The following is a 17441-nucleotide window of genomic DNA, read 5'->3' on the forward strand; positions in this document are numbered from 1 at the left end:
TGGGCAGATGTTCCATTGCCCTGCTTCCCTGCCGCAGATCCGGTTGTAGAAGGAAGAGCTTTCTGCAACCGGAATTACTCAGGGTATTAAAAGCGAGTCACCATATCCTACACATTTTTTTAACAAAAACTGAGACAAGTACGACTTTTTACATGTGCAGGTTACTTCCCTCAGGGTTTCTTGGTTTAATAGCCGTAGAAAATTCAACATTGAAACAGGGCTTGATAATGCAAAAACTCATCAACTCAGTGCAGAACTACGCCTGGGGAAGTAAAACGGCGTTAACGGAACTCTATGGCATTGCCAACCCCACTCAGCAACCGATGGCTGAGTTGTGGATGGGCGCGCATCCGAAAAGCAGTTCGCAGGTTCTGGGCGCTGACGGTCAGACGGTTGCTCTGCGCGACGTTATCGAGCACGATAAATCCGCACTGCTAGGCGATGCTGTTGCGCAACGTTTTGGTGAACTGCCCTTCCTGTTTAAAGTACTCTGCGCTGCTCAACCACTTTCGATTCAGGTTCATCCTAACAAGCACAATTCTGAAATTGGATTTGCCAAAGAAAACGCCGCGGGGATCCCGATGGATGCCGCCGAGCGCAACTACAAAGATCCTAACCACAAACCAGAACTGGTATTTGCTTTGACGCCTTTCCTGGCGATGAACGCATTCCGCGAGTTCTCTGACATTGTTGCATTGTTACAACCCGTTTCCGCCGCACATCCGGCTATTGCACATTTCCTGGAAGAGCCGAGTGCGGAACGTCTGAGCTATCTTTTCGCCAGCTTGCTGAATATGCAGGATGAGGAGAAATCCCATGCGTTGGCGATCCTGAAATCAGCGCTGAACAGCCAGCAGGGTGAACCCTGGCAAACCATCCGTCTGATCGCTGACGTCTACCCGAACGACAGTGGGCTCTTCTCCCCGCTGCTGCTCAATGTGGTGAAACTCAATCCAGGCGAGGCTATGTTCTTATTTGCCGAAACCCCGCACGCTTACCTGCAAGGTGTGGCGCTTGAGGTGATGGCTAACTCGGACAACGTGCTGCGTGCCGGACTGACGCCAAAATATATTGATATCCCGGAACTGGTCGCCAACGTGAAGTTTGTCGCCAAGCCAGCAAACCAGTTACTGACCACGCCGGTTGAATCTGATGGTGAACTGGACTTCCCAATCCCGGTTGATGATTTTGCGTTCTCCCTGCATGAGCTTACTACCAGTGGCGCAGATATCAGCCAGCAAAGTGCGGCCATTTTGTTCTGCATCGAGGGTGAAGCCGTGCTGAGCAAAGGCGAGCAACGTCTGGTTCTGCGACCGGGTGAATCGGCCTTTATTGGCGCGAATGAATCGCCGGTTAACATCAGTGGCGCAGGTCGTTTAGCCCGGGTTTATAACAAGCTATAGCAAGATACTGATATTTTTAACAACTCTTGCTAAGCTGTAGTGTGTTAAAGACATGTCACTCCTCCAGGCGTCTTCAAACGCCTGGTTTTATTTTATGGATATCGAAATGAAAAAATCGCTGGTAGCTGCGGGTGTGGTAGTTGCGCTGGGTATCGTCTGGACGGGCGGCGCCTGGTACACAGGTAAGAAACTTGAAACGCATCTCGCCGAGATGGTGACACAGGCAAACGATCAGTTAAAACGTTTATCCCCTGAGGCGGGCATTGAACTGAGTTATCAAAACTACCAGCGCGGGGTGTTCAATAGCCAACTGCAATTGGTGGTGAAACCAATCGCCGGGCAGGCAGATTCCTGGCTAAAACCGGGGCAAAGTATCGTCCTGAATGAAACCGTCGATCACGGTCCATTCCCGCTAGCTCAGTTGAAATCACTGAATCTGGTCCCGGCTATGGCCTCCGTGAAAACGACTCTGGTCAATAACGACGTTACCAAACCGCTGTTTGATATTGCCAAAGGTGAGTCGCCATTTGTCATTAATTCCCGAATCGGCTACAGCGGCGATACCCGTTCCGATCTCTCCCTCAAACCACTGAACTATGAGAAAGGCGACGAAAAAGTAGCCTTCAGCGGCGGGGAATTCCAGTTTACAGCAGACAAAGAAGGTAACGCTGTCTCGCTGACAGGCAATGCGCAAAGCGGCGTGGTCAATGCGGTCAACGAGTATGACCAGAAAGTACAAATGACTTTCAATAACCTGAAAACTGAGGGTTCCAGCAGTATTGCCAGCTTTGGTGAGCGCATCGGCGACCAAAAATTGTCACTCGATAAACTGTCGATTTCCGTCGAAGGTAAAGAGTTGGCGGTACTGGAAGGCATGGGTATTGATGGCAAATCCGATCTGATCAACGAGGGTAAAACTGTCAACAGCCAGCTGGATTACACGCTGAACAGCCTGAAATTGCAGGGTCAGGATATGGGTAGCGGTAAACTGACGCTGAAAGTTGGCCAGATTGACGGTGAAGCATTACACCAGTTCAGTCAGCAGTATAGCGCCCAAACCAAGGCGCTGATGGCGCAGATTGATGTGGTACAAAATCCTGAGCTTTATCAGCAAAAAGTCACTGAAGCCTTCTTCAATGCGCTGCCGATTCTGATGAAAGGCGAGCCGGTTATCACCATTGCCCCGCTGAGCTGGAAAAATGCAAAAGGTGAAACTGCATTTAATCTGTCACTGCTGCTAAAAGATCCGACAGCAAATACTGAGGAACCACAAACGCTGGCTCAGGAAGTGGATCGTTCGGTCAAATCACTGGATGCTAAGCTGACGATTCCGGTTGATATGGCGACTGAGTTCATGACGCAGATTGCCAAAATTGAAGGCTATCAACAGGAACAAGCGGCCGATCTGGCGAAGCAACAGGTGAATGGCCTGGCGGCAATGGGTCAGATGTTCCGGATTACAACGATGCAGGACAACGTCATCGGCTCCAGCCTGCAATATGCAAACGGTCAGGTTACGTTAAACGGACAAAAAATGTCGCTGGATGAGTTTGTTGGTATGTTCGGTATGCCTTCTCTCGGCGAGCCGGATGTCCCGGCTATTCCGCAACAGTAAATACGCGTGACAACAGGCCCGATAACCGTGTGTTTATCGGGCCTTTTTTATTTTGCCACCACCAGACGGGCGGAAAGCGTTAAGTTACGCGAATGACCATCATCGTGCCCAATGCGCTGTAGCATGCGCTCAGCAAGGGTATATCCCATTTCACGCGCGGGCGTACAGGCCCAAATAATGGGGATATCGTCCAGTGCATTTTCCGCTACATCGGCAAATCCAGCTAACGATACCTGCTGTTCGAAGTAGCGATCTACGCCAATTTCACCACTCTGACGCCCTGCTCTCATCAGGCCAAACCAGGCGCCAACGGCTATGGTTTCGTTGTAGCACACCACTGCGCTGATCGTTGGGTTACGACGTAATAGCGCGGTCACCTCCTCTGCGGCCTGCTTTTGGCTGGATGAGCACTCCAGCACCCAGTCGCTATGAAACGGTAAACCATACTTTAGCAACGTCGTACAATAGCCGCCGACACGCTCTGCACGGGTCAATGAAGAACTCTGTCCCCCCAACCACGCGATGCGCTGATGTCCATGGCGTATCAGATGTTCAACCAGCAATTGCGCTGCCTGCATGTTGTCAGGCCTGACGGTGTCGACGTCATCCAGGTAGCTGGCCCGAGACGCAAACACTACCGGAATCCCCTTATCGGCGGCCAGTTGTTGTAGGTCGTCGCTACTGCCGGCAGCCCCGGCGATCACCACACCATCAACCCCTTGATTAAGCAGCATAGCGAAACGCTGCGCCAGCTGTTCGCCATCTCTGCCACCATGTAATAAAAAAACCATGCGCCCCTGCGCTTCTAATGCTTCCGTCAGCCCCGCTGTCAACTCGGCGTAAAACGGGGTGGAGAGGTCGCGCACGATCAAACCAATTACCCCGCTCTGCCCGCCACGCAGCGCTGATGCCTGGCGATTACGCACAAACCCCAGTTGCTCAATAGCGGCATTCACCCGTTCGCCGGTCGCGGATGAAATACGGCCTTTTCCACTGAGCACCAATGAGACGGTACTAACCGAAACGCCCGCGGCCAGCGCAACATCATGGATGGTTATTTTTTTGGCTATAGCCATAAAAACGGAAAACTCCCTGATAACGTGACGGATAAAACGTTTTATCAATCACATATATTTATACGCCCTATTATCGTTCGATAATGTGATTTATACCGCACTAAAATTAGGTAAAACGTTTTATCTTCTCGCCATCATTAGTCAGCTAGCTTTTACGAGGAGTCGTTTGATGACGACGAGAACCACACCAAAAATTACGTTATGGGAATTTTTCCAGCAGTTGGGCAAAACCTTTATGCTGCCCGTGGCTCTGCTCTCATTCTGCGGGATCATGTTAGGGATCGGCAGCTCGTTAAGTAGTCATGATGTCTTAACGCTGATTCCGGCATTGGGTAATCCGGTACTGCAGGCTATTTTTACCTGGATGAGCAAAGTAGGCTCATTTGCGTTTAGCTTCTTACCGGTGATGTTCTGTATTGCCATACCTCTCGGCCTGGCCCGCGAGAACAAAGGCGTAGCGGCATTTGCCGGTTTTGTTGGTTATGCGGTGATGAACCTTGCCGTCAACTTCTGGTTAACCGCGAAAGGTATCTTGCCTACCACGGATGCCACGATCCTGAAGGCTAACAACGTACAGAATATCCTGGGGATCCAGTCGATCGACACCGGGATCCTCGGCGCTGTTATTGCCGGGATCATCGTCTGGATGCTGCATGAACGTTTCCACAACATTCGCCTGCCGGATGCACTGGCCTTCTTCGGCGGTACCCGCTTTGTACCAATTATCTCTTCGGTGGTGATGGGACTGGTCGGCCTGGTCATTCCCCTGGTTTGGCCGGTTTTCGCCATGGGCATTAACGGGCTCGGCCACATCATCAACAGCGCGGGCGAATTTGGTCCAATGCTGTTTGGTACTGGTGAACGTCTACTGCTGCCGTTTGGTCTGCATCATATTCTGGTGGCGCTCATTCGCTTCACCGAAGCTGGCGGCACGCAGGAAGTCTGCGGTCACAGCGTGAGCGGCGCACTGACTATTTTCCAGGCTCAACTGAGCTGCCCAACGACACAAGGTTTCTCTGAAAGCGCAACCCGCTTCCTGTCGCAGGGTAAAATGCCGGCGTTCCTCGGTGGTTTGCCGGGGGCAGCGCTCGCTATGTACCACTGTGCTCGCCCTGAAAATCGTCATAAAATTAAAGGGCTGTTAATTTCTGGTCTCATTGCCTGCGTGATCGGCGGTACAACCGAACCACTCGAGTTCTTATTCCTGTTCGTTGCCCCTGTTTTGTATGTAATCCACGCCCTGCTGACCGGTCTTGGTTTCACCGTGATGGCGGTGTTAGGCGTCACCATCGGCAACACGGACGGTAACCTGATTGACTTTGTTGTATTCGGCATCCTGCACGGACTCTCTACCAAGTGGTATTTGGTCCCTGTCGTGGCTGCGATCTGGTTCGCGGTGTACTACGTGATCTTCCGTTTCGCCATCACACGCTTCAATCTGAAGACCCCGGGTCGGGACGTCGAAATTGCCAGCAATATCGATAAAGTCATGGCGGGAGCACCGGGTAAATCCGGTTACAACGTCCCTGCCATTCTGGCGGCGCTGGGCGGTGCGGAAAACATTGTCAGCCTTGATAACTGCATTACCCGTCTGCGCTTGTCAGTAAAGGATATGTCGCTTGTGAACGTACAGGCACTGAAGGACAATCGCGCCATTGGCGTAGTGCAACTCAATCAGCATAATCTTCAGGTTGTTATTGGTCCGCAGGTCCAGTCAGTGAAAGATGAGATCGCAGTTCTGATGAACACCGTACAGGCTTAAGGACAATAATATGTTTGATTTTTCAAAGGTTGTGAACAGGCATGGTACCTGGTGTACTCAATGGGATTACGTTGCCGACCGTTTTGGTTCAGCCGACCTTCTGCCGTTCACCATCTCCGATATGGATTTTGCCACCGCCCCCTGCATTCTGGAGGCGCTGACTCAGCGCCTGTCACATGGCGTGTTGGGTTACAGTCGCTGGAAAAATGATGAATTTCTGGCGGCGATTAGCCACTGGTTTCTATCGCGTCATAATACCCAAATCAATCCTCAGTCGCTGGTTTATGGCCCCTCGGTCATCTATATGGTATCGGAGCTGATCCGCCAATGGTCTTCTGCGGGTGATGCGGTGGTTATTCATACGCCGGCTTACGACGCGTTTTACAAAGCGATTGAAGGTAATCAGCGTCAGGTATGCGCTGTCGGACTTGAAAAACGCGCTGACGGTTGGTTTTGCGACATGGTTGCACTAGAAAAAGCTTTGTCCCGGCCTGAAAGCAAAATTCTCCTGCTTTGCAGCCCGCACAACCCAACCGGTAAGGTATGGACGCGCGATGAACTGGAAACCATGGCGGAACTGTGTCAGCGCCACGGTGTAAAAGTCATTTCTGATGAGATCCATATGGATATGGTATGGGCAGACCAGCCGCACATCCCGTGGAGTAACGTCGCGCGCGACAGTTGGGCGCTGTTCACCTCCGGTTCAAAGAGCTTCAATATTCCGGCATTAACCGGGGCTTACGGGATTATTGAGGATGAGCAGAGTCGCAACGATTACCTCAGTGCGTTAAAGGGTCGGGATGGTCTTTCCTCACCTGCAGTGCTCGCGCTTAGCGCACATATCGCAGCCTACCAACAGGGCGCTAGCTGGCTTGATGCGCTGCGGGATTATCTTGCCAGTAACCTGGATTACATCGCGCACGAGCTGAATAACGCATTCCCCGAACTGAACTGGCAGGTTCCGCAATCCACCTATCTGGCATGGATTGACTTGCGTCCACTCAACCTTGATGACCACGCACTGCAGGAAGCACTCATCCATCAGCAGAAAGTCGCCATCATGCCCGGATACACATACGGAGAAGAAGGACGCGGTTTTGTGCGCCTCAATGCCGGATGTCCACGTTCCAAACTTGAAAAAGGCGTTCAGGGGTTGATTAACGCCATCCGCACAATACGTTAAATAGTCTTGCGCAATGAAGAACTCATTGCGCAACTCCTTATATAAAAAAACAAATCTGTTTTTTATCGTTTTTTTAATACTAATTCCTCCCTGACTTTTCCTGCCAGTCAAAATCAACAGCAATAAAAATCAAAAAGACAAAATACAAAGCTGAGAAGATAGCCGAAATATAGCGCTGCTTTATATACATAAAAATCATGAATACAACACAAATAAACATTCACAGAAAGAATTTAACTTTTTTTTTACTCCTGTCCCTAACGACATCCATTTTTCTTTGGTATATCCCTTTTAGTAATCAGCGTTATAGCCTCTCTTTTTACCCGGTTATTGCAACCTTTGCTGGTGTATTGCACATTCAGACGGGGTGCTTTATGACGATGAATTACATGAGTTATCGGCGCAAAAAATATCTTTTACCCCTGGCCTGCGCATTTTATTTCTCGGGGGTTTTCTTATTTCTTGCGCTCTATATTTATTTTTATAAAAACGGCCTTCCTGGTGTCATCTACAATGACATTGCTGTTTTATACTTTATGAGGAACATGTTAATTACGGGGTTGTTTTTTGCAACATACTATTTATATACGTTTAAAAATAAAAAAGAAAAGCATGGTAAAACAGTCATTTACGCCACTTATTTATGGTGCATGTTGCATCTGGTAATGGCTATCCTCTACTCCATCCGTATTACGCCAATATCGTTTCAGTTGGTTGACACAGAAACGTTTGAATGGCTTAGACCCTGGCGTGGGAGTTTTATTTATGTCCTCATTATCTTGTGGACCTGTATCGTTTTATTAGGGGCAAAATTAACCCGGCTAAAAACACAGTTTTGGGTAAGTATGTCACTGGTTGCCCTGAGCAATCTGTTAAGTGTCATCATTATGCTGAAGTACACGCATATAGACTCCGCTGGATGGTATCTCGCCAGAGGCCTGGAGTGCCTTAGCGCAATGGCCGTGATGATCGTGCTCATGTCTGATATTTTCAAGCGCTACAAAGCCTCACGTCAGGCCTATGAATTATCCTATGAAAATTCAGTCCGCGACCCGATGACCCGACTTTTCAACCGTGGCTATTTTTATAACGCACTCAGCAATGAGATTAAAATGACAGCGACCCATAAACCCCTGAGCATTGTCTTTTGCGACATTGATTTCTTTAAGTCGGTCAATGACACCTGGGGACATTTGCAGGGTGACAGAGTGATAATTAAACTGTCAGAAATTATGCAGCGACTGAGTCGGCGTAACGACATCGTGGCGCGTATTGGCGGAGAAGAGTTTGCTATTTTGCTACCTGAAACTAACGCTGATGCAGCATTTAACATCGCAGAGCGAATCAGAAAACACGTAGAACAACAAACTCAGGCCACGACTAAAGGTGATTTTCCACGCATCATCACCATCAGCCTGGGTATCGTAACCTCGGTTGATAACCGTTCAGCCCCCGAACAACTTGCTGATTGCGCAGACCGCGCCCTGTATATGGCAAAAAACCGAGGCCGTAATTGCGTTGTGGCCTATTCTGGCGAAGAAGTTTAATAGCAAAGGAAAAGATCACCACCAGGGCGATCTTTTCCTCATGATCAGTTGGTAATTTTCATGTGCAGCTGGAATGCGTTGGTTTTCCCCTCATCCTTCGCCGCGCCTTTTTGATATATTCTGATGGTATACTTACCGCTGGCAGGCAGCGTATTTTTATAAGTGTCACCACTCATCATGCCATCAAAAATGAATTGTTCGCCCGGTGCAATAATACTCATGAAAGGATGAGGCCAGGCGCTTTTCAGAACTGCTTGCATGGTCTGCCCTTTTTTGGCGACAAACGTATAATCTTTTGTTTTATCACCCGTAATTGTCCCCTTGATATCTGCGCCACTGGTGCCTTTCTTAAACTGGATTACATGCGTTTCATCCGCTTTATACGCCGCATGCGCAGGCACAGTTGCCAGCAGTAAACTTCCACAGAACATTGTACTGACAATTAGCTTTACACTTTTCACTTTATTAATACCCTCAGTCGTTATTGTGTTTTTATAACATACCTTGCAGCACATTCATAAACTGGAAAGTGTCCATTTTTCGCTATTAGCAATGTTATTCAATAAATATCTGAATAAAATAACACTGACAGGTAGTAATTAAATAAAAACGAGGTAAATAATCTTAAATTAAAATCATTTTATTACACACATGCTGCAGGAAATGCGTTATTGCTTACTTTACGCCCGTCTTACCACCGCAAGGCAAAAGCATCGTGATATGGTCTCAAGGATCAGGGAGTCGGAACACCACTCTGTTGGTACGCTAACAGCATGGTCAACAATTTGGCGATGCTTGCTTCCCCATAACCCCGAACTCTGCACTGCTTTTTTTAAAGTTTTTAGAGGAACATTTTTCTGTTGTATAATGGCCTGCACTTTACCTAAATACACGAGTGCGACCATGATTGATACTTCCCTCCCCCTGACCGACGTCCATCGCCACCTTGATGGTAACATCCGTGCACAAACGATCCTGGATCTGGGCCGTCAGTTCAACTTAACGCTTCCGGCACAAACGTTGGAAACGCTGATCCCTCATGTGCAAGTCACATCAACTGAGCCAGATTTAGTGAGTTTTTTATCCAAGCTCGACTGGGGCGTGAAGGTACTGGCCTCGCTGGATGCGTGTCGTCGCGTGGCATTTGAAAATATTGAGGACGCAGCACGTAACGGCCTGCACTATGTTGAACTGCGTTTTTCCCCAGGCTACATGGCGATGGCGCATCAGCTCCCGGTTGCAGGTGTGGTTGAAGCCGTCATCGCAGGCGTACGCGAGGGCTGCAAGACCTTTGGCGTCGAAGCACGCTTAATTGGCATTATGAGCCGTACTTTTGGCGAAGCCGCCTGCTTGCAGGAACTGGATGCGCTGTTAGCCCACCGAGACCATATTACGGCGCTGGATTTGGCCGGTGACGAACTGGGGTTCCCGGGCAGCCTGTTCCTGTCTCACTTCAACCAGGCACGCGACGCCGGCTGGCATATCACCGTACATGCGGGCGAAGCCGCTGGACCAGAAAGCATCTGGCAGGCCATTAAAGAGCTAGGCGCTGAGCGTATTGGTCACGGCGTTAAAGCCGTTGAAGATCGTGCGTTGATGGATTACCTCGCCGAGCACCGTATCGGCATCGAATCCTGCCTGACATCAAACATTCAGACCAGCACCGTTGCCTCACTAGCGAACCATCCGCTGAAAACGTTCCTTGAACATGGCGTTATCGCCAGTTTGAATACGGACGACCCGGCTGTTCAGGGTGTGGATATTATTCACGAGTACACCATTGCCGCACCAGCTGCAGGCCTAACGCGCGAACAAATCCGCCAGGCGCAAATCAACGGTCTGGAAATGGCATTCCTGAGTAACGAGGAAAAACGAGCCTTGCGCGAGAAAGTCGCCGCAGCGTAACAGGTAAAGTGCCGGATAGCGCTAACGCTTATCCGGCCTACGTTGGTTTTCATTGTAGGCCGGATACGATGCCAGGAAGGTATCGCCTTGCGCCATTTACCTAATCAGGCAAGGCACAGCGTCGAACGATGTTTCGCAGATTCTATACCCAGCTCAATCAGCTCCATAATTTGGATAGCCTGTCTCGCCGGTACCGGGTTTTCACCGTTGCCGTTTAGCGCATCCCGAATGCCAGCATAGTACGCCGGATAGTTGCCCGGTACGGTCAGCCAGGTTTCTTCAACCTGCTCTTCGCCTTCGACTCGCGTCAATACGCCATCGCGCATATCATAACCCCAGTCTTCCTGAGGCAGGCGCTCGCCATTTTTCAGGCGCTCTTCCTGCGGGTCAAGACCATACTTCACATAGCTGCCACGCGATCCATGCACAATATAACGGGCCGATTCTGCGGCAGCAAGCATGGTGCCATGCAGGATCACACGACGCTGCGGATACGTCAGGATGGCATGGAAGTAATCCGTCGCCTGCGCGCCCGGACGCAGCTGGGCCAGGTCTACCGTCAGGCTGACGGGCAAACCAAACAGATTAATCGCCTGATCCAAAAGATGCGGTGCTAAATCGTACCAGATACCGCTTCCCGGACCGCCCTGTTCACGCCAACGGTCACGAACCTGTGGGCGGAAACGATCGAAATGGGATTCGAAATACGCTACCTCACCTAAAACACCATCCGCCAGCAGAGCTTTCAGCGTCAGAAAATCACTGTCCCAGCGACGGTTATGGAATACAGACAACACACGCCCCAGGCTACGTGCCAGCGCATCCAACTCACGTGCTTGTGACAGTGTCACGGTAAAGGGCTTATCAACAACCACATGTTTGCCCGCTTCCAACGCTGCTTTCGCTAACGGGAAGTGCGTGTCGTTTGGCGTGGGGATCACAATCAGGTCGATATTTGGATCGTTAAAAAGATGCTTAGGCTCAGCAACAACCGTTACCGTAGGCCAGTCTGCCTTCACTTTTGCTTCATCACTACTGGACACTGCAGCCAGTTCCAGACCCGGCGTGCCCACAATCAGTGGGGCATGGAAGGTTTTGCTGGCATAACCATAGCCAATTAGCCCAACGCGGATGTTGTCACTCATGTTATTGCCTCTCAATTCAGGACTGACCTATTTCACACCATACCTTGCAACGTCTCAATAGTTTAATAACCTTTGCGCTACAAAGGTTGTTTTTTAACTTAAGTCAAACATATGCCACTTATGCTTAACTTGCAGCGAAAAAGAGGTAGAAATCGTTCCCAATCATCTTGCTGTATTAATGAGAGATTAGTAACATTTGCAGCCTGTGTTTATGGATAAATCAAAGCAAATGTCATCAGTAATGAATCGTCTTATTGAATTAACAGGTTGGATTGTTCTCGCCGTCTCCGTGATCCTACTGGGTGTTGCCAATCATATTGACAATTACCAGCCACCAGAGCCCGTTGCGGCAGTGCAGAAGAAATAAGCATCCGCAGCCTTTTATTGCCCGGTAATTAACATTGGTAGTTGCAGGGTCTGCCGGCAAAAGATCGCTTTCTGTCAAAAAAAGCGAATTATGCCGCGTCCCGCTCCGCTGCATATTGCCAGCGATCGCTAAGCGCGTTACCCTTGCTCAAGACGCGCATAGCGCCTGATTTTTCACAGGTATGAACACTCTTCTTACATTTGCACGTAAATGCGCTTTTACCTGTGCTCGTTGTTTATTTTTATATTTTCTACTCCGTTGGTATTATTTTATTAATATGGATCTGCATTTATGACCGTTCAGGATTACTTATTAAAATTCCGCAAAATCAGTTCGCTCGAAAGTCTGGAAAAACTGTTCGACCATCTTAACTACACGCTCACCGATGATAACGACATTATCAATATGTACCGTGCCGCAGACCATCGCCGTGCGGAGCTTATCTCCGGAGGTCGTCTGTTTGATGTTGGTCAGGTACCTAAATCAGTCTGGCATTACGTGCAATAAAGAAGAAAGTAGCGCTCAACGTTAAAAGCTTTATAATAATTGCCCCAAAATGAATGGCATGATTGATTGCGCGCGTAAACCTGGAGAAGAGATGACTACGACACCGGCACAACGTATCGGAGGCTGGCTACTTGGGCCACTGGCCTGGCTGTTAGTCGCGTTGTTGAGCGCTTCGCTGGCGTTATTACTTTATGTCACTGCGCTGGCTACACCGCAAACCTTCAAAACGCTGGGTGAGCAAAGTACGGCAAATTTGCTGTTATGGGGTGTCTCCTTTGTTACCGCGATCGCCATGTGGTATTACACACTGTGGCTGACGATTGCGTTTTTCAAACGCAGAGCCTGTGTACCTAAGCATTATATTCTGTGGCTGCTGATCTCCGTGTTGCTGGCGATTAAAGCGTTTGCGTTTTCACCCGTCCCAGACGCTTTTGCCGTGCGCCAACTGCTGTTCCCATTACTGGCTGCAGCACTGTTGGTGCCCTACTTCAAACGATCGCAGCGCGTTAAATCGACGTTTGTGAACCCGTAATAACCCTACAGTTAACCTGTTGTCGCCTGTTGAAGATTGTCAGATAATAGGCGGCTTTTTATTTCAGGCCGAAAAATGACTGATTACCTGCTGCTGTTTGTCGGAACTGTACTGGTCAATAACTTTGTACTGGTGAAGTTTCTGGGCCTTTGCCCGTTTATGGGCGTTTCCAAAAAACTGGAAACCGCAATGGGTATGGGCCTTGCCACGACGTTTGTCATGACACTGGCATCCATCTGCGCTTGGCTGATTGATACCTGGATCCTAATTCCGCTCAATCTCATCTATCTGCGCACGCTGGCTTTTATTCTGGTTATCGCCGTCGTCGTGCAGTTTACCGAAATGGTTGTGCGCAAAACCAGCCCTGCGCTGTACCGCCTGCTGGGGATCTTCCTACCGCTGATCACCACTAACTGCGCAGTGTTAGGTGTGGCGCTACTGAACATCAACCTCGGCCATAACTTTTTACAGTCGGCGCTATACGGTTTTTCCGCCGCCGTCGGCTTCTCGCTGGTGATGGTACTGTTCGCCGCGATCCGCGAACGCCTCGCCGTGGCGGACGTCCCAGCGCCGTTTCGCGGCAATGCGATTGCGCTGATTACCGCTGGTTTAATGTCATTAGCCTTTATGGGCTTTAGTGGTTTGGTGAAGTTGTAATGAATGCTATCTGGATTGCCGTTGCCGCAGTGAGTCTACTGGGTCTGGCGTTCGGCGCTATTTTGGGGTACGCCTCACGACGTTTTGCCGTTGAAGATGATCCGGTCGTGGAGAAAATTGATGAAATTCTCCCGCAAAGCCAGTGTGGCCAGTGCGGCTATCCGGGCTGTCATCCTTATGCTGAAGCGATCGGGTCTCAGGGTGAAAAAATTAACCGTTGCGCCCCCGGCGGCGAAGCGGTGATGTTAAAAATTGCCGCCCTGCTGAATGTCGATCCGCAGCCTATTGATGGCGATGAACAAGACGTTACGCCGGTGCGAATGCTGGCGGTCATTGATGAAAATAACTGTATTGGGTGCACTAAGTGTATTCAGGCCTGCCCGGTCGATGCCATCGTGGGCGCGACCCGCGCCATGCACACGGTAATGAGCGATCTCTGCACCGGGTGCAACCTGTGCGTTGACCCATGCCCGACGCAATGTATTGAATTACGCCCGGTAGCCGAGACACCCGATAGCTGGAAATGGGATTTAAACACCATCCCTGTGCGCATCATTCCCGTGGAACAACATGTTTAAGTTATTCTCTGCATTCAGAAAAAATAAAATCTGGGACTTTGATGGCGGCATTCATCCACCAGAAATGAAAACCCAGTCAAACGGAACGCCGTTGCGACAGGTTCCGCTGGCGCCGCGTTTCGTTATTCCGCTGAAACAACATATTGGTGCGGAGGGTGAACTGTGCGTAAACGTGGGTGACACCGTGCTGCGTGGTCAGCCCTTAACCCGCGGACGTGGCAAAATGCTTCCAGTCCATGCGCCAACATCAGGCACCGTTGTTGCCATTGCCCCGCACTCCACCGCGCATCCTTCGGCACTGGCTGAGTTGAGCGTCATCATAGACGCCGATGGCGAAGATCGCTGGATTGAGCGAGACGGCTGGACCGATTATCGCTCCCACAGCCGGGAAGAGCTGATTGCGCGTATTCATCAGTACGGCGTCGCCGGGCTGGGTGGCGCAGGTTTTCCCACCGGCGTTAAACTGCAGGGCGGCGGAGATAAAATTGAAACGCTGATCATTAACGCCGCCGAATGCGAGCCGTACATTACGGCAGATGACCGCCTGATGCAGGACTGTGCCGCTCAGGTCGTCGAAGGTATCCGCATCCTGGCGCACATTCTTCAGCCACGCGAGATCCTCCTGGGTATCGAAGATAACAAACCGCAGGCAATATCTATGCTGCGCGCGGTGCTGGCTGATTCACACGACATTAGCCTACGCGTGATCCCCACCAAGTACCCATCCGGCGGGGCCAAGCAGTTAACACAAATCCTGACCGGCAAGCAGGTTCCCCACGGCGGACGCTCCTCTGATATCGGCGTATTGATGCAAAACGTCGGAACCGCCTATGCAATTAAACGTGCAGTAATCGACGGAGAGCCGATCACCGAGCGTGTCGTGACGCTAACCGGTGAAGCAGTCAGTCGTCCGGGCAACGTTTGGGCGCGTTTAGGTACGCCTGTTCGTCATCTGCTCAACGACGCGGGTTTCTGCCCTTCCGCCGACCAGATGGTGATTATGGGCGGGCCGCTTATGGGCTTTACGCTGCCGTGGCTGGATGTCCCGGTGGTGAAGATAACCAACTGTCTTCTGGCCCCCTCTGCCAGTGAAATGGGTGAAACGCCAGAAGAGAAAGGCTGCATTCGCTGTAGCGCATGCGCCGATGCCTGTCCGGCCGATCTCCTGCCACAACAGCTTTACTGGTTCAGTAAAGGGCAACAGCACGACAAAGCGACGGCCCACAATATCGCCGACTGTATTGAATGCGGTGCCTGCGCCTGGGTATGCCCAAGCAATATTCCACTGGTACAGTATTTCCGTCAGGAAAAAGCCGAGATTTACGCCATTAGTCAGGAAGAAAAGCGCGCCGCAGAAGCAAAAGCTCGGTTTGAAGCCCGACAAGCGCGCCTTGAACGTGAAAAAGCAGCACGTCTTGAACGCCATAAGAGCGCCGCTGCTCAGCCGGCGGCCAAAGATCATGATGCCATTGCCGCCGCACTGGCTCGCGTAAAAGAAAAGCAGGCTCAGGCGCTGCAACCGGTGGTCATTCAGGCAGGTGAAAAACCTGACAATAGCGCCGTGATTGCCGCACGCGAGGCGCGTAAGGCGCAAGCTCGTGCTTCCCGTAAGGAAAATCCGCCGCAAAGTGAAGGCAGCAGCACGGGTACAGACCCGCGTAAAGCTGCCGTGGAAGCGGCAATTGCCCGCGCCAAAGCCCGCAAGCTTGAGCAAGAAGCGGTAACGGAAACGGCCGAACCGGTTGATCCGCGTAAAGCTGCCGTGGAAGCGGCAATCGCCCGCGCCAAGGCCCGCAAGCTTGAGCAAGAAGCGGTAACGGAAACGGCCGAACCAGTTGATCCGCGCAAAGCTGCCGTGGAAGCGGCAATCGCCCGCGCCAAAGCCCGCAAGCTCGAGCAGCAGGCGGTAACAGAAACAACCGAACCGGTTGATCCGCGTAAAGCTGCCGTGGAAGCGGCAATCGCCCGCGCCAAAGCCCGCAAGCTAGAGCAGCAGGCGGTAGCCGAAACAGCCGAGCCGGTTGCTCCACGTAAAGCCGCCGTCGCGGCCGCCATCGCACACGCTCAGGCAAAGAAAGCCGCACAGCAGCAGGTTGTAAACGAGGAATAAATGGTATTCAGAATAGCAAGCTCCCCTTATACCCATAACCAGCGCCAGACATCGCGTATCATGATGCTGGTGTTACTTGCTGCATTGCCGGGGATCGCCGCTCAGCTGTGGTTCTTCGGCTGGGGCACGTTGTTCCAGATCGTTCTCGCTGCCATCAGCGCTATTGCTGCCGAAGCGGGTGTGCTTAAACTGCGTAAACAACCCATTGTGGCAATTTTAAAAGACAACTCGGCGTTACTTACCGGGTTGCTTTTGGCCGTCAGTATTCCGCCCCTCGCCCCCTGGTGGATGGTGGTATTAGGCACCGTATTTGCGGTTATCATTGCGAAACAGCTGTATGGCGGGCTCGGGCAGAACCCGTTTAACCCTGCCATGATTGGCTATGTCGTGCTGCTCATCTCATTTCCGGTACAGATGACCAGTTGGCTGCCGCCGCATGAAATTGCGGCCACGGTGCCTGGTTTCTTTGACGCCCTTAACGTTATCTTTAGCGGGCATACCGCCAGCGGCGGGGATATGAATTCGCTGCGTATGGGTATCGATGGGATCAGTCAGGCAACACCTCTTGATACCTTTAAGACATCCCTGCATGCCGGACGTACCGTTGAGCAGGTGATGCAATACCCGATCTACAGCGGCATGCTGGCAGGCGCTGGCTGGCAGTGGGTGAACCTTGCCTGGCTTGTTGGTGGTATTGTGCTGTTATGGCAAAAAGCGATTCGCTGGCATATCCCGGTTAGCTTCCTGCTGTCGCTCGTTGTTTGCGCCACTTTAGGTTGGATTTTTTCGCCAGATTCACTGGCATCACCTCAGTTGCACTTGCTTTCCGGTGCGACGATGTTAGGTGCGTTCTTTATTCTTACCGATCCCGTTACAGCATCAACAACCAACCGTGGTCGTCTGATTTTTGGCGCGCTTGCGGGCCTGTTAGTGTGGTTGATACGCAGTTTTGGTGGTTATCCTGATGGCGTGGCTTTTGCCGTGTTGCTGGCAAATATCACGGTTCCCCTGATTGATTATTACACCCGCCCTCGCGTGTACGGACATCGCTAAG

At 51.0% G+C, this 17441-nt stretch carries 16 protein-coding genes; 13 read left to right on the forward strand and 3 right to left on the reverse strand.

What is annotated here, in order from left to right:
• Positions 1-227: 227 nt before the first annotated feature.
• Positions 228-1403, forward strand: coding sequence for a mannose-6-phosphate isomerase (gene manA, locus OGY08_RS16585; protein ID WP_103285159.1), 1176 nt, complete (start codon positions 228-230; stop codon positions 1401-1403).
• Between the two features lie 106 nt (positions 1404-1509).
• On the forward strand, positions 1510-3018 hold the full coding sequence (locus tag OGY08_RS16590) for a YdgA family protein (RefSeq protein ID WP_125363522.1): 1509 nt from the start codon (positions 1510-1512) through the stop codon (positions 3016-3018).
• Positions 3019-3065: 47 nt separating this feature from the next.
• On the opposite strand, the gene OGY08_RS16595 is transcribed toward OGY08_RS16590, so the two are convergent.
• Positions 3066-4094 (reverse strand): Mal regulon transcriptional regulator MalI, encoded by a 1029-nt coding sequence (locus tag OGY08_RS16595; RefSeq protein WP_125363523.1) that lies wholly within the window; start codon positions 4092-4094, stop codon positions 3066-3068.
• Between the two features lie 169 nt (positions 4095-4263).
• Here OGY08_RS16595 and malX point away from each other — a divergent pair, with 169 nt between their 5' ends.
• The 3 genes from malX (at position 4264) to OGY08_RS16610 (ending at position 8586) form a co-directional block, all read left to right on the forward strand.
• Positions 4264-5856, forward strand: a complete 1593-nt coding sequence (gene malX / locus OGY08_RS16600) for a maltose/glucose-specific PTS transporter subunit IIBC (protein ID WP_032943348.1) — start codon at positions 4264-4266, stop codon at positions 5854-5856.
• Between the two features lie 10 nt (positions 5857-5866).
• The gene (locus tag OGY08_RS16605; protein ID WP_125363524.1) at positions 5867-7039 is read left to right on the forward strand and encodes a MalY/PatB family protein; all 1173 of its coding nucleotides are present in this window, start codon (positions 5867-5869) and stop codon (positions 7037-7039) included.
• A gap of 197 nt (positions 7040-7236) precedes the next feature.
• Positions 7237-8586: a sensor domain-containing diguanylate cyclase gene (locus OGY08_RS16610; RefSeq protein ID WP_103014913.1), complete on the forward strand. Its 1350-nt coding sequence runs from the start codon at positions 7237-7239 to the stop codon at positions 8584-8586.
• Positions 8587-8630: 44 nt separating this feature from the next.
• On the opposite strand, the gene OGY08_RS16615 is transcribed toward OGY08_RS16610, so the two are convergent.
• A complete protein-coding gene (locus OGY08_RS16615) occupies positions 8631-9047 on the reverse strand; it encodes a hypothetical protein (protein WP_048235434.1) in 417 nt (138 codons plus the stop codon).
• Between the two features lie 442 nt (positions 9048-9489).
• Between OGY08_RS16615 and add the strand changes: the two genes are divergently transcribed.
• Positions 9490-10491, forward strand: a complete 1002-nt coding sequence (gene add, locus OGY08_RS16620) for an adenosine deaminase (RefSeq protein ID WP_003029130.1) — start codon at positions 9490-9492, stop codon at positions 10489-10491.
• Positions 10492-10595: 104 nt separating this feature from the next.
• On the opposite strand, the gene OGY08_RS16625 is transcribed toward add, so the two are convergent.
• Positions 10596-11636 (reverse strand): oxidoreductase, encoded by a 1041-nt coding sequence (locus tag OGY08_RS16625; RefSeq protein ID WP_060682249.1) that lies wholly within the window; start codon positions 11634-11636, stop codon positions 10596-10598.
• Positions 11637-11877: 241 nt separating this feature from the next.
• On the opposite strand from OGY08_RS16625, the gene blr reads away from it, so the two are divergent.
• The 7 genes from blr (at position 11878) to rsxD (ending at position 17440) form a co-directional block, all read left to right on the forward strand.
• On the forward strand, positions 11878-12003 hold the full coding sequence (blr, locus tag OGY08_RS16630; protein ID WP_003029134.1) for a division septum protein Blr: 126 nt from the start codon (positions 11878-11880) through the stop codon (positions 12001-12003).
• 291 nt (positions 12004-12294) lie between these two features.
• Positions 12295-12510, forward strand: coding sequence for a transcription modulator YdgT (gene ydgT / locus OGY08_RS16635; RefSeq protein ID WP_008784684.1), 216 nt, complete (start codon positions 12295-12297; stop codon positions 12508-12510).
• Between the two features lie 91 nt (positions 12511-12601).
• Positions 12602-13042: a DUF2569 domain-containing protein gene (locus tag OGY08_RS16640; protein WP_003832803.1), complete on the forward strand. Its 441-nt coding sequence runs from the start codon at positions 12602-12604 to the stop codon at positions 13040-13042.
• A 75-nt stretch (positions 13043-13117) separates the two neighbouring features.
• The gene (gene rsxA / locus OGY08_RS16645) at positions 13118-13699 is read left to right on the forward strand and encodes an electron transport complex subunit RsxA (protein WP_003029144.1); all 582 of its coding nucleotides are present in this window, start codon (positions 13118-13120) and stop codon (positions 13697-13699) included.
• Positions 13699-14277: an electron transport complex subunit RsxB gene (rsxB, locus tag OGY08_RS16650; RefSeq protein ID WP_032943340.1), complete on the forward strand. Its 579-nt coding sequence runs from the start codon at positions 13699-13701 to the stop codon at positions 14275-14277. Before rsxA ends, rsxB begins: the two co-directional genes overlap by 1 nt.
• On the forward strand, positions 14270-16387 hold the full coding sequence (gene rsxC, locus OGY08_RS16655; RefSeq protein WP_219013527.1) for an electron transport complex subunit RsxC: 2118 nt from the start codon (positions 14270-14272) through the stop codon (positions 16385-16387). Before rsxB ends, rsxC begins: the two co-directional genes overlap by 8 nt.
• A complete protein-coding gene (gene rsxD / locus OGY08_RS16660; RefSeq protein ID WP_125363526.1) occupies positions 16388-17440 on the forward strand; it encodes an electron transport complex subunit RsxD in 1053 nt (350 codons plus the stop codon).
• Position 17441 lies beyond the last annotated feature (1 nt).

This window comes from Citrobacter sp. Cpo069, assembly GCF_030332785.1.
GTDB classification, from domain to species: domain Bacteria; phylum Pseudomonadota; class Gammaproteobacteria; order Enterobacterales; family Enterobacteriaceae; genus Citrobacter; species Citrobacter portucalensis.